Source organism: Stieleria sp., from assembly GCF_041595215.1.
In the GTDB taxonomy this organism is placed as follows: domain Bacteria; phylum Planctomycetota; class Planctomycetia; order Pirellulales; family Pirellulaceae; genus Stieleria; species Stieleria magnilauensis.
In genome coordinates, this window is the sequence record NZ_JBFHKV010000088.1 from 1 (window position 1) to 13,848 (window position 13,848).

Sequence of the window (13,848 nt, forward strand, 5' to 3'; positions counted from 1 at the left end):
ATCAAAAACGGCAGTGTCAGCGTTGCGATCAAGACCGTCGTCAACACCGCCCACAGTTGCCCGGTCGTGATCGCCTGCTGGACGACTCCCATCGCAACGGCACACACGGTGACCAATCCGATCAGCCAACGAAGCGAGATCTTGGGGAGAAATGGTTCGGTCGCGGTCGGATCAGTCATCAAGTGTTCTTTTCCTGGGTCGAAGCAGCCCCCCAGCATAGCAAACCCCGCCGATCGCCGCGGGAGGGCCGCAGGGCTGAGTACCCAGTGCCCACTACCCAGTACCCAGTACCCAAGACTCACTACAAAAAAAAAGCCCCGACAAGTTTCCTTGTCGGGGCCGTGTTGCGGGTGATCATGCCAACGCTGAGCGGTGCTCAGCGTCTGGGTCGTGGCAGGATCAGTTGCAGTTGGTGCAGCCGGCACCGGTTGCGATCGGTGCGGCACCGCCACAATTGACGCAGCCGGCTCCGGGAGCGGCGGACGCGCCGTAGCTGTACACCGGCACCTGGACCGTGGTCGGAACGGGCTTGCAGACTTGCACCTGCACTTCCTTCATCGTCGTCACGGGGACGCAAACATTGTACGTTTCCGGAACTTCTTCGGTCACGTTTTCATAAACGGTGACGTTGTAAGTTCGGACACGTTCTTGTTTGACGCAGACGGTGTAGTTGACCTCGCGCTCGCGGGTTTGGTTTTCCATCCGAGTCTTGGTGACCGTCCGCGTGCCTTCTTCCGTCTTGTAGGTCGTCTGGGGAACCATGCGGGTGCGGGTTTCCAGACGGGTCTTGGTGACGGGGATGGAGCGGGTGCGGGTTTCGTTCACCATGGTGGTGACCGGAACCGTTCGCGTGCGGGTCTCGTTGCGATACTTGGTCACGTCACGAGTCCGCTCTTCTTGACGCATCGAGCAAACGGTGACCATTCGCTTCCGCGTCTCGGGAACCATTTCGCAGTAGGCCACTTCGCGGGTGCGAGTTTCCATCCGCGTCTTGGGAACGTTGACCGTGCGGGTCCGCGTTTCGGTCATCATTTCGCAGTAGGGAACTTGCCGTTCACGGGTTTCCATCCGAGTCCGTTGAACCGGAACCTCGCGGGTGCGGGTTTCGGTCTTGTACTTGGTGACGTTGACGGTTCGTTCTTCGGTGCGAACTTTTCGAACCTGAACGGGTCGCGTGCGTTGCTCGGTGCGATACCGAGTGACGTTCACCGTACGGGTGCGGGTTTCGGGACGGCACTTGGTCACCGGAACCGTGCGGGTTTTGGTTTCGGTGACGTAGCTGGTCGTCGTGTACGTGTACGGCTCTTCGGTGGTCTGCCGTTGGTACGTGGTGACCGGGACTTCTTTGGTGACCAGGTTGGGCACCCAGACTTGTCGATAGCTGACCGCCGGGGCACAACCGCTGCCGCCGACGACGCCGGCTGCACCGCCGCATCCGCCACAGGAATTGCACGCCGTGCTGCATCCGCCACAGGGATTGCAGGCAGTGCTGCATCCGCCGCAAGGATTGCTGGGCGCGCATCCGCCACAGGCTCCGCCACAGGCTCCGCAACCGGCACCGGCACCTGCACCGCCAGCGGCTTCAACCGCTTGGCACTGGTAGCTGCCGTGATCTTCGGTGACGGTCTTCATGGTCGTCACCGGAACGCACTTGGTGACCGTACGCGTTGCAGTCTTGGTTTCCGTGACAGGCACCTGAACCGTGTAGGTCTGCTCGACTTGCTCGGTGTAGGGAACCATCACCGTGTAAGACTGCTCGACGGGCTCGGTGTAGGGCACGCTGACGGAGTACGTTTGCTCCACCGTTTCGCAATACGGCACCTGAACGGTGTAGGTATGCGGCTCGGTGTAGGGCACTTTGACGGCGTAGGTTTGCGTCACCGTGTCGGTGTACGGAACGCACACTTGGTACGTTTCGGTCCGCATCTTTTTCACCGGAACTTGGACCGTGTACGTCTGCTCGACCGGCTCGGTGTAAGGCACGCAGACTTCATAGGTTTCGGTGCGGGTCTTTTGAACCGGCACTTGAACCGTGTACTCCTGCTCGACCTGTTCTCGGACCGGCACCGAAACGGTGTAGGTCTGCGGTTCCGTGTAAGGCACACAAACCGTGTAAGTCTGTTCGACTTCCTTGGTCTGGGGCACACACACCGTGTAGGTCTGCTCGACCGTATCGGTGTACGGCACACAGACTTGGTAGGTCTGTTCGACCTCGGTCGTCACCGGAACCTGTACCTTGTAAGGCACTTCCTCGGTGTACTCGACCGGCACGCAAACCGTGTAGGATTCGGTGCGAGTTCGGACTTCGGGCACATTGACCGTGTAGGTCTGCTCGCGGGTTTGCACTTTGGCAACTTGCCGCGTCACCGTACGCATGCGGGTGCGTGTTTCGGTTTGATAAGTCGTCGTCGGAACCAGGCGAGTTTCCGACACCAGTTGCGGTCGCATGACCGTCCGGGTTTCATACGCGACAGCGGGGCCAGCGGCCCCGCCGGCAGCGACACACGCGGAACCGCTTGCGCAGCCGCCGCAATCGCCGCATTGAGCAAAGACATTTGCCGCAAACAACAGTGCGGTGCATAGTCCTGCCAAACCTTGATACATCATTTTCTTCATGTAGTGAGTCCTCCAAAATGTCTCACAGCCAGTGAGCCGACGATGGGAATACGAGTGAGTCTGTAACGGCTGCGTAGCATGGGCTGCTGCCCAGCCCCATGAATGTAGACCTGCTTCAACCCCTGTCAACAAATAGGCGACGTGCAGACAACGCAAATCGCGAGTTTTGCCCAGGCGTTCAAAACGGAATCATGGAAGCCGAAGCATGCCACCGGCGCATCTCGATCCGACAGGGATCGATTGCCCTATCCCGCTGAAGCGAAAAACCCCGGAATTCCCCGCAACAAAATTCATTTTTTCTCAAGCGGCACGCCCGCATCGGACGACAAGTACCCCCGTTTTTTCCCCGTGTCAAACTGACTTGCAGGCAGGGTCGCAACGGACCGCGAGAGACTTGTCGATGTGCACTGTCGCCCGACCTTGACCGCGCAGCGCGATCGAATTGACAACACCGAAACGAATCGACTTGATGACGATCGCATCAGAGCCGACGTCAAACGCTCCGACCAACGGACGCCCCCCGTTTCGATCGCCGCTTTCTGCCAGGCAGGGTAATGACTGCGGTGTAGACACCTGTGCCCAGAGGAAGGGCGAACGAAATCAATGATTTCCGAGGTTTTTTGAAACGACGCAAGCCCGGATGACGAACGGGTAGACGGCGGTGAGAAAGGTGGATAAATGACGCGTGATTGGACGAGAGTGAATCAGCGAAACTTGTTCCGTCGCGCGTTTGGCGCCAACATTGCACCGATTCGGGCGTCGGCTGCCACGTCAACGGCCTCCGTCTAGGGCGGATGATCCGACCACAAGGCGGGTTGACTGGCAACTGAAGCGGTTTGCGCGGTCAAACGCGTATTCGGCTGGGTTCAACGGTGGTTGATCACTCGTTTTCTCGTATGATTCTTGGTGAGGTAGTGCCGATGAACCGACGTATGTATGGATGTGCGTTCATCGATGAGTTCCCAGGGGCGGCCCAAAGCGAGTCGCCTTCGCTCGATTTTTACTGCGTGGTCTGAGGCGTGTCATGACTCGATCCACTTCCCCGTTCGGCACTGAAGACAGGACCGGCCAGCCCGGCGAGTCGACAGAGACGATTCGGCTGATATGCGTAGGCGACAAGCAAACGCTGCCGCGCGGGTTCTCGGACGAGGAAGTGCTCGCGCTCGATTCCTCGGCGACGGTCCTCGATCAATTGGCCAGCCCTTCGATCGAGGGTGTGTGGATCGCCCGAGAGTTGCTCCCCGAACTCGGCGAACTGCGGGGGCTCTGTCAAAGCGGCTTGATGCTCCGCGATCTACCCGAGGGGGCCGCGTTGCTGGACCACAAGATCCGGGTGCTGTGGGCCAACCGCCGCCTCAAAGCCTGGGCCGGCAAGCTGGAAGAAGACCCGACGGGCGAAACGATTTACGACCTGCTGGGCAATCCCGACATCATGGGATCCGATCTCTGCCCGTTCCACACCGCCTTTTCCACCGGCGAAGAAAGCAGTGGAACCTTCCAAACCTCGGACAACCGTTTCTTCCAAGTCCGCGCCGCGCCGGTCGGCGACAACGCCGCCGAGCCGCATCTTGTGGTCACCGTCGGCGACATCACCGATGAGATTTTGCAGCAGCAGAAACTCGCCGCGATCCACCGCGCCGGACGCGAACTGGCCGATTTGCGGCCGACCGAAATCTACCAGATGGGCGTCGACGAGCGAATCGATTTGCTCAAAGACAACATCCGACACTACCTGACCGACCTGCTGAACTTCGAGGTGATCGAGATTCGGCTGCTCGAACAAGCCAGCGGCAACCTGGTCCCCTTGTTGAGCGTCGGGATCGACCAGGAAGCGGCCGATCGAAAACTGTTCGCCCACCCGCAAGGCAACGGGATCACCGGGTATGCCGCCTCCAGCGGGACGAGCTACCTGTGCTATGACGTGGTCAACGACCCGTTGTTTATCCCCGGCGTCGCCAACGCGCGAAGCTCCTTGACGGTTCCGTTGATCTTGAACGACCAGGTTCTTGGAACGATCAACGTCGAAAGCCCCGAAGTCGCCGCGTTCAGCGAAAGCGATCTGCAGTTCCTGGAGATCTTTGCCCGCGACATCAGCTTCGCACTCAACACGTTGGAACTCCTCGTCGCCCAAAAGGCCGACACCGCCCAGCAAAGCTGCAATGCGATCCACAGCGCCGTCGCGCTGCCCGTCGACGAGATCCTCAACGATGCCGTCAACGTGATGGAGGACTACATCGGCCACTCGCCGGAAATGGTCGATCGCATCCGCCGGATCTTGAAGAACGCCCGCGACATCAAGCAAACCATTCAACAGATCGGACAGCGGCTGACGCCACTGGAAGCCGTTCCGCCGGGCATCTCCTCGGATGAACACGCGCTGCTTCGCGGCAAACGCATCCTGGTCGTCGACGAAGACAGCACCGTCCGCGAAGACGCCCACACGCTGCTGGAACGCTACGGATGCATCGTCGAAACCGCCCGCGGTGCCGACCAAGCCGTCTTGATGGTTCGCGATGCCGGCGAAGATGACAAGTACGACGTCATCATCAGCGACATCAAACTGCCCGAACACAGCGGCTTTCAATTGATGATGCGTTTGAAGGAGATCATCGATCCGGTGCCGATGATCCTGATGACCGGATTCGGCTACGACCCAGGCCACTCGATCGTCCACGCACTGCAAAACGGACTGCATCCCAAGGCGCGGTTGTTCAAACCGTTCCGGCTGGACCAACTGATCGACGTCGTCCAAACCGTCCTGTTGGCCGGCGGCGTTGCCCCGGACAACCAAGCCGGTCCCGCGGCCAACCCACCGACCGTCGGACAGATTCACACCCGTTGAATCGTCGCCCCGCATCGCGCCACGACGGCCCACGCTGCGTCTCGACGGCCCGCGCAGCGTTACAGCGAACGCGGCGCCGCGTAAGGATTCAATCGCGCCGCCGCTTGCTGGGCCGCCGGAGCATCGACACCGAGATGAGCCGGATCGAGATGCATCAGTCGATCGCTGTCCGGGTCGCGGTAGCTGAAATCGCCGCCGGTGGCGATGCGGCGAATCTCCCCGCACAGCTCTTCGGTTTGGCGCCGACGATGGCGTGAACGCAAGCCGCCCAATCGATGATCCCGATAGGCCAACGCAAACTCCAGCGGCCCGTCTGCGGTACGCACCGTCACGACGACGAAGTGCAAGCGATGAAAACACCCGGTCGGCCGCACCGATTCCACGTGCACGTCAATGATCGACGCGGCCGGGAACCGGTACCGCGAAAAATCTCCTTCCATCACCACGCCCCAGCCGTCGACGTGAATCAGCATCACATCCTCGGCGGTGTCCAACTTCGTCGCGTTCCAATTCTCGCGCGGCACCCACTCGACCAGACGAGCCGTCTCGATCCAATTCGACCGCCCCCCCTGCTCCACCGGCGCCTGCTCGGCCGGCACTTGCGGGTGCTGCCCGCCGGCCCCCCTCGTGCGCTTGCGTGAACGACAAGAACGGCGCAAACGGCGGACCAATAACTGGTTCATCGGCCATTCCGGATACGTGCCCGCCCAAGAGACCTGGGCCACGACGATCAACGGAATCACGACCGCCGAAACCAATAGGGCACGGCCGGATCCGACCCAGAGCGACAGGAAGAATAGCGGAGACACCAGGCCGACCATCAACACGGGCACCAACAACAACGATGCATTGAGCAGCAATTTCCAACCGAGCGTGAGCACTCGCCCGGCTTCCTGTTTGGGAAGCGAGGTGATGCTGGCAAGGCAGGAATCGGCAGGTCGCTGGTGCATGGAAGGAGGTTGATCGAGCATGGGTGGCGCGTCGGGGATCGCCCCCAGGGTAACGATCCGCCCCCGCCTCCCCAACCAATTTTTGCTCCAGGCTGCTAAGTTGACCGCGCCGCGGTTCGGATTAGACCGCGCGAAAGCGACCTGCCCCCCACGCAACTTCCAACCCATTGATCATTGATCGGACTGCCATGGATCTCGATTCCCAATCCCGACAACTCGTCGAGCTGCTCGAGGAGAAACAACAAACGCTGGTGTTGGCCGAAAGCTGCACGGGCGGATTGATTGCGGCGACGCTTGCCACGGTTCCCGGTGTTTCCGCTTGGCTGGCCGGTTCGTTTGTCGTCTACCAAGAGGCCAGCAAGATGCGTTGGCTGGGCGTGGCCGAAGACACGCTGCATCAGCACACCGCGGTCAGCGCCCCGGTGGCGCATCAAATGGTCGCCGGAGCGTTGCAGATGACGCCGCACGCGGACTTGGCGGCCTCGGTGACCGGTCACCTGGGACCGAACGCCCCGCCAGAATTCGACGGTCGGATCTTTGTCGGTGTCGGGCGGCGCGGCCAACCGCCGAGAACCTGGGGCGTCGAGCTGAAGGCCAAAAAACGAGTCGGCCGGCAGCGAGAATCCGCGTTGATCGTGATCGACACCCTGATCCGAGTGCTGGGAACGATATGACTGGCTCAGATCTCAACTTTCCAATTTCAAGTTTCAGATCCCTGGCCCCCCGCTGCGAAACCTCCAAACGGCGAAGTTGGGACGTCAAAAGGGGTGGAAAACGTGGCTGCCGGGAAAAAACTTCTGGGCAAGTTGCACAATTGGCGTTGACGCTTTCAACGACTTTCTCAATATTCTCGTCTCGTCAGAAGCCGATAGGTTTTCTGTGAAGTGGGAGAATTTGCCGCCGAGGTGCGTTTTCGCCTCGGGCCTGGTGATTTTGCTAACACCACCCGACCTCCATTGAGTCGTGACCATATGGGTAAGAAATCAAAGCGGTATCGCGCCGCGCTCGAAAAGCAACCAGCGAACACGCTTCCTCTCGATGAAGCGGTCACTGCGCTCAAGGCGTACGATTCGACCAAGTTTGATCAAACGGTCGAGATCCACATGCGTCTGGGCGTCGATCCGAACCAAGCGGACCAAATCATCCGTGGTTCACTGGTGCTTCCGCATGGGATCGGAAAACAGCAACGCGTCGTCGTGTTTGCCAAAGGCGATGCCGCCACGGCAGCACAAGAAGCGGGTGCCGATGAAGTCGGTCAAGACGACCTGGCCAAGAAGATCAAGGACGGTTGGACAGACTTCGACGTCTGCATCGCCGCACCCGACATGATGGGATTGGTCGGACCGCTCGGACGCGTTTTGGGTCCTCGAGGTTTGATGCCCAGCCCCCGTGCCGGAACCGTCACGCCCGATGTCGGCAAAGTCGTCAGCGAGTACAAGGCCGGTAAAGTCGAATTCCGAAACGACAAGGGCGGCAACGTCCACGCGATGGTCGGCAAGATGAGCTTCGAATCGGACAAGCTTGTCGACAACATCAACGCCTTCATCCAATTCGTGGACGGCCTGAAACCGCAAACCATCAAGGGCACGTACGTCAAAGGCGTGGCGATCTGTGCAACGATGAGCCCGAGTGTGCGAGTCACTTGCTAGTCGGCGCCCCCATCATCCCTACTTCAGTGAACCAATCTGATGAGTAAGTACGTCAAACAACTCGTGACCCGCGACATCCAGCGGCAACTTGACGGTGTCCAAGACGCCGTCCTGGTCAGCACCGTTGGAATGGACGCGAACACGACCAATGAACTACGTGGCGAATTGGCCGAGAGGAACATCACGATGTTTGTCGTGAAGAACTCTCTCGCCCGACGCGCCACCGAGGGAACCTCGTTGGCCCCGGCCTTCGAAGGTGCCAGTGGCCCTGTGGCAGTGTGCTACGGCGGCGAAGACTTTGTGTCGCTGGTCAAGGAAGTTGTCCGTTTGGACAAGGACGGCGAGAAATACGAGAAGTTCACCACCACCGGCGGTGTCATGGACGGTGAACGTCTTGACGCCGATGGTGTCAAAGCGGTCAGCAAATGGCCTAGCCGCGAAGAACAAATCTCGATGCTCGTCGGCCAAATTCTGGGACCTGGATCCACGCTATCGGCCGCGATGCTGGGCCCCGGAAAGACGCTGAACAGCCAGCTGAAAAAGATCAGCGAAGGCGACGAGTAGTCGACCGCCACAGCTATCACCCCCCCATTCCGTTTTTCAAACAACCGACCATTCGTTTTTTAAGGGAAACCTGTCATGTCTGATGAAGCCACTGCGGTCGCTGAGTTCAGCGCCGAAGCTAAAGAAATGGGCGACAAGATCGCCGAAATGACCCTCAAGCAAGCCAAAGAGCTGAGCGACTACCTGAAGGAAGTCCACGGCATCGAGCCCGCCGCAGGCGGCGGAGTCGTGATGGCGGCCGCCGGTGGTGACGGTGGCGGTGAAGCCGCTGCCGAGCAAACCGAGTTCGACGTCGTCCTGACCGGCTTCGGCGACAAAAAGCTGAACGTCGTCAAGGTCGTCAAGAACCTCACCGGCGCCTCGCTGATGGAAGCCAAGAAGATGGTCGAAGGCGTCCCCGCGACCCTCAAAGAAGCCGTCTCCAAGGAAGAAGCCGAAAAGGTCAAAGCCGAAATCGAAGAAGCCGGCGGTTCGGTCGAACTCAAGTAGTTCTCCCTCGCCCGATTGCTTCCCGCAACACAAAGAACTCTGCGCCCGGAACCACACTCCGGACCGCAGAGTTTTTTGATGCGCCGAACGATCCCCGCCGAACGATCCCCGCAGAACGCCCGTGATGTTGTTAGCGGCCATGACCCCGACGGGGTCAAAGCGATTAGCCGGGGGCGAGCGAAGCGACACCTCCGGATATCCGGTCCCGCGTCAGACGCGACCCCGAAGGGTGTCGCTGTGAAGCATTTTTTTAGCGGTAGGACGCGAGCCCTCCGGTATTTCGGGAACGATGAGGGACCGGAGGGCTTGCGCCCTGCCGCTAACACCTCGTCAAACGCAGGGAATAAATGCTTCACAGCGTTGCCCGAAGGGGGTCGACGTGCTTCCCGGAGGTGGCGCTGCGCTGACCTCCGGCTACTCGCTGGCATCCCTCCGGGATACTCGGTTCGCTGCCGCTCTCCTTTGACACCAAACGAAGTGATGCTTGCTACCGGACGGCTCGCGCCGTTCCGCTAACAACCCCCTCGCCACCCGAGGCTCACCACTCCAGCACACGCTCCACCCGTGGCGCGCCGTATTCGGCCGCGGCGGTATGCACCACCAAATTGGGCGCCATCTCGGCGGTACCGGCGTGATGCGTGTGGCCACACAACACGGTTATCTCGATCGCCGGGTGCTCGCCGGCGAATTGCTTCAACACCGCGCCGACCTGGCCGCAGACAAAAAAGGGCGCCCAAAGGTCATCGGTCGTTCGCCCCTCGTACCAGCAGGATTCACGGAACGGCGGCACGTGAGTCGCTACCGTGACGCCCCGCGCCGACTCCGGCAGTGCCAACAATTTTTGCCGCAATCGATCGGCCGACTGAGCACCTTGCTCACGCAACAAACGAGGCCAACTGATCGGGTCGACCTGACGAAAGTCTTCGATCGCGACAAAATCGTTCAGCCGCACCGGTGAGTTTTCGTAATCGCCTTCGGTCCCGTCCCCCCAACCGTCCTCCCCGACCAGATAGCGACCCGGCGTCAATTCAATCGTGCTCGCATCGGTCAGGTAACACAGCGATGGCAGATCGCGCGTGACCGAAGCCACGCTGCGTCGCGTCGCCCCGATCGAAGAGCCGTAGAAATCGTGATTGCCGAGCACGAAGTAAATCGGCAGCGAGATCGATTCGGCCATCCGACGCAACTGGAACACCACGTCCTCGGCTTCCGAGATGTCGCCGGTGACCACGACGGCGTCCACACCCTCGCGACAGACTTGGGCGACCCAGGCGTCCCAGGCCCTTAAATCGACGTGGTTGAGATGCAGATCGGAGGTCCAAACCAAACGCATTGCTGGACTCCAGGGGTGGGCTCGCCTGACGGACCGGGAGGTTCACGCACCGCGTGAGAGACAATCATTCCAAGGCATGTTGCCGAAGGTTTTGCCTCCGGCAGTCGCCAAACATGCAGTGCATGCCAAGCGTCACACGTAGGGCATGCTGTGCATGCCATCTTCACACGTAGGGCATGCAGTGCATGCCATCTTCACACGTAGGGCATGCTGTGCATGCCATCTTCACACGTAGGGCATGCTGTGCATGCCAACCGTCACGCACAACCGTGACGTCCCTTCGACACGAGCTAGTTGGCCGCGGCGGCCAGCTTCGATGCAGCCGCCAATGCGTCGGCCTTGTCGGTGCTTTCCCACGTGAACGTGTCGCCTTCGCGTCCAAAGTGACCGCCTGCGGTGGTGACTTTGAAAACGGGGCGGCGCAGTTTCAGGTGTTCGATGATCCCCGAAGGCGTCAGCGGGAAATGCTCCCGAACCAGTTCGCACAGTCGCTCGTCGGGAACGGTTCCGGTTCCCTCGCTGTCGACGTGCACGCTGACGGGTTCGGTCACACCGATCGCGTAGGCCAATTGGACTTCGCAACGCTCGGCCAGTCCGGCTGCAACGATGTTCTTGGCAACGTAGCGAGCCATGTAGGCGGCACTGCGGTCGACCTTTGTCGGATCCTTGCCGCTGAACGCGCCACCGCCGTGCCGTCCCCAGCCGCCGTAGGTATCGACGATGATTTTGCGTCCGGTCAGACCGCAATCACCGTGGGGGCCGCCGACGACGAACTTGCCGGTCGGGTTGATGTGATACTTGATGTCACCCTTGTCCATGCCTTCGGGCAGCGACGGCTTGATGACGCTTTCGATGATGAACTCGCGGATCTCGTCGTTGGTGACATCGGGATCGTGCTGGGCGCTGACGACCACGGTGTCGACTCGGACCGGCGTATTCCCTTCGTACTCGACCGTCACCTGAGCCTTGTTGTCCGGCCGCAACCAGCTGACTTCTTTGTTGAAGCGAGCCTCGGTGATGCGGTTGATGATGCGGTGCGACAAGGCGATCGGCAACGGCATCAATTCCGGCGTGTCCTTGCAGGCATAGCCGAACATCAGACCCTGGTCTCCGGCACCGACGTCTTTGCCGCTGGCAGCATCCGAATCAACGCCCTGGGCGATATCGGGGCTTTGCGTGTCGACCGAAACCATCACGGCACAGGTGTCGCCGCAGATTCCCATTTGATCGTCGGTGTACCCGACCTCATTGATCGTTTGACGAACCACGTCGGCATAGTTGACCTTGGCCTTGGTGGAGATTTCGCCGGCGATGATTGCAACGCCGGTCGTCACCATGGTTTCGCAAGCAACCCGACTGTTGGGGTCCTCGGTGAACAGGGCGTCCAGGATGGCATCGGAAATCCGATCGGCCAACTTGTCAGGGTGGCCCATACTGACCGATTCGCTAGTAAACAAAAAACGAGCTTGGCTCACAGATTTACTCCAATAGGGGCGCTCAAGCCGTGGGTCCGGAAACTCGAAGACGTTGGCGCCGGCGTGAAATCGTTACAATCTTGATCTAATAACGTAATTTGGCGAGGCCCTGCTGAGAACCGCCGTTGGCGTGTCTGGCAGCGGAATTGTCTCCGATCACAGGATACAGGACCAGCTTGAACGCAACGCCGCCCCGAAACGATTCGCCGCCTGCCAAGCTGGGGCCGGAAATCCAGCCCCATCCTACACCGCCACTGCTGCTTTCCTTTGTGCTGCACCTGGTTTTGTTGATCCTCATCGCGTGGGTGGCTTCCTCCGCCCCTAAGGGCTCCGAGGGGACAAATGACCGCCAAATCGGGATCGCGGTGGTCCATCGGCTGCCCGATCGCGACCGCTACGATGAAGTCACCGCGGACCCCAAGAAAACGGTCCAGGAAACCGCCGCAGACGCCTCCAGTGCGTCGGCCGCCGCGGCCCCACCGGCCGATCTGTCACCGCCGATCGATCTGCAAGGCATCTTGTCGGCGATGGAATCGACCCCGGCCCCGCAACGTGGCAGCGGGATCGCCGGCGACGTCCAACTGGACGGTGACGCCTTCGGCGATGGAGCGGGCACGTCGAGCAAGTCGCCCTCGGGCCAACAAGCAACGGCGAGCCTGTTCGGCGTCTCCGGCAGCGGGACGCGTTTCGTCTATGTCTTTGACCGCAGCGACAGCATGAACGGCTTCGGCGGATTGCCGCTCCGAAGCGCCAAACGAGAATTGATCCGCAGCCTGCAATCTCTCTCCCCGCAGCAACAGTTCCAGATCATTTTCTACAACGAGAACGTCAAACCGTTTCAGATGTCCGGGATGCCGATGACCATGGTTGCCGGTGAACCGAACAACCTGAAACGGGCGCAACGGTACGTCGAAGCGATCCAAGCGTTCGGCGGCACCAAACACAAAGGCGCCCTGCTGATGGCGTTGCGACTTTCGCCGGACGTCATTTTCTTTCTCACCGACGCGCACATCCCACGGCTGTCCCAGCTGGAATTGAAGGTGGTGCAGGACCGCGCCGAACAAAGCGGGACGACGATTCACGCCATCGAATTCGGCAGCCGCGGCGGCCCCGCAGCGGATAGTTTTTTGAAAGACCTGGCCGCCATGAACAACGGACAATACCAATACGTCGACGTGCGGCAACTGCGGTCGGAACCAGCCCAGCCGGCCGCCACGGAACCTGACGGCGCAGAACCTGGCGCCACGGAACCTGGCGGCGATGAGGCGACCGCGCCGTGATCCCAGCCAGCCCCCGCCCCACCACGTGGCCGCACCTGGTCGCGGCCTGCTTAATCAGCCTGTCAGCCGCCGGATCCGCAACCGCAGAAGCCCAAACACCATCGGCGACCGAACCGCCGCACCGCGTCCGATTGGCGCCGCCCACGGAAACGCGATCGGACTCATCAGAGCGCTCTGAGGATCGCTGGTACCCACGACCGTTGAGCACGCTGCGTGGAACGATCCAAACCTACGACGCCGAGCAACTGGCCATCCTGCTGGACGGGCAAAGCGTCGTCACGCGTGTTTCATCGCCGCGCGTCGTTGCGGTCGACCTGACCCGAGTTCCGGCCGATCAAGCCGCTGCGTTGGAATTGTTCCATCAAGGAGACTTCGGCGCGGCGCTGCCCGCCTTGGTCCGCAGCATCAGCGATCACGAGGCCTCCAGCCGGCCTCCCGTCTGGCGGCAACAATGGCTCTCGATGATGGCGGCCCAAGCAGCGATGCGCGCCGGACGGGGCGACATCGCGTTGGAACTGGTCAGCCAACTCGACGCCCGCCCCCTGCCGACGACGACACTGGCAATCCTTCCGATCGATTGGACCGGAGCGATCGGCGGCGATGAATCCATCGTCCAGATTGCCGCCGGGCGCGCCGCGTCGGATTCGTTG

Annotated in this window: 11 protein-coding genes; 7 read left to right on the forward strand and 4 right to left on the reverse strand. The window is 60.7% G+C overall.

The window, feature by feature from the left end:
• Positions 1 to 399 precede the first annotated feature (399 nt).
• Positions 400 to 2,616 (reverse strand): hypothetical protein, encoded by a 2,217-nt coding sequence (locus ABX749_RS05655; protein ID WP_372895123.1) that lies wholly within the window; start codon positions 2,614 to 2,616, stop codon positions 400 to 402.
• Positions 2,617 to 3,640: 1,024 nt separating this feature from the next.
• Here ABX749_RS05655 and ABX749_RS05660 point away from each other — a divergent pair.
• Positions 3,641 to 5,458 carry a response regulator gene (locus tag ABX749_RS05660; RefSeq protein WP_372895124.1) on the forward strand — a complete coding sequence of 606 codons (1,818 nt, stop codon included), beginning with the start codon at positions 3,641 to 3,643 and terminating at the stop codon, positions 5,456 to 5,458.
• 59 nt (positions 5,459 to 5,517) lie between these two features.
• Here the strand turns inward: ABX749_RS05660 and ABX749_RS05665 are convergent, their stop codons facing one another.
• Positions 5,518 to 6,408 (reverse strand): hypothetical protein, encoded by an 891-nt coding sequence (locus ABX749_RS05665; RefSeq protein WP_372895125.1) that lies wholly within the window; start codon positions 6,406 to 6,408, stop codon positions 5,518 to 5,520.
• A 188-nt stretch (positions 6,409 to 6,596) separates the two neighbouring features.
• Here ABX749_RS05665 and ABX749_RS05670 point away from each other — a divergent pair, with 188 nt between their 5' ends.
• The 4 genes from ABX749_RS05670 (at position 6,597) to rplL (ending at position 9,110) form a co-directional block, all read left to right on the forward strand.
• Entirely contained in the window at positions 6,597 to 7,082 is a 486-nt protein-coding gene (locus ABX749_RS05670; protein ID WP_372895126.1) for a CinA family protein, read from the forward strand.
• A 297-nt stretch (positions 7,083 to 7,379) separates the two neighbouring features.
• Complete coding sequence (rplA, locus tag ABX749_RS05675; protein WP_145223369.1) at positions 7,380 to 8,057, forward strand: 50S ribosomal protein L1; 678 nt, start codon at positions 7,380 to 7,382, stop codon at positions 8,055 to 8,057.
• A 39-nt stretch (positions 8,058 to 8,096) separates the two neighbouring features.
• On the forward strand, positions 8,097 to 8,621 hold the full coding sequence (gene rplJ / locus ABX749_RS05680; RefSeq protein ID WP_095737432.1) for a 50S ribosomal protein L10: 525 nt from the start codon (positions 8,097 to 8,099) through the stop codon (positions 8,619 to 8,621).
• A 75-nt stretch (positions 8,622 to 8,696) separates the two neighbouring features.
• The gene (gene rplL / locus ABX749_RS05685) at positions 8,697 to 9,110 is read left to right on the forward strand and encodes a 50S ribosomal protein L7/L12 (RefSeq protein ID WP_095737433.1); all 414 of its coding nucleotides are present in this window, start codon (positions 8,697 to 8,699) and stop codon (positions 9,108 to 9,110) included.
• A gap of 538 nt (positions 9,111 to 9,648) precedes the next feature.
• On the opposite strand, the gene ABX749_RS05690 is transcribed toward rplL, so the two are convergent.
• Entirely contained in the window at positions 9,649 to 10,443 is a 795-nt protein-coding gene (locus ABX749_RS05690) for a metallophosphoesterase (RefSeq protein ID WP_372895127.1), read from the reverse strand.
• Between the two features lie 290 nt (positions 10,444 to 10,733).
• Positions 10,734 to 11,918 (reverse strand): methionine adenosyltransferase, encoded by a 1,185-nt coding sequence (metK, locus tag ABX749_RS05695; protein WP_372895128.1) that lies wholly within the window; start codon positions 11,916 to 11,918, stop codon positions 10,734 to 10,736.
• A gap of 176 nt (positions 11,919 to 12,094) precedes the next feature.
• Here metK and ABX749_RS05700 point away from each other — a divergent pair, with 176 nt between their 5' ends.
• Both ABX749_RS05700 and ABX749_RS05705 read left to right on the forward strand, forming a co-directional pair.
• A complete protein-coding gene (locus ABX749_RS05700) occupies positions 12,095 to 13,198 on the forward strand; it encodes a hypothetical protein (RefSeq protein ID WP_372895129.1) in 1,104 nt (367 codons plus the stop codon).
• 200 nt (positions 13,199 to 13,398) lie between these two features.
• The coding region (locus tag ABX749_RS05705; protein WP_372895130.1) for a hypothetical protein at positions 13,399 to 13,848 on the forward strand (450 nt) is incomplete at its 3' end.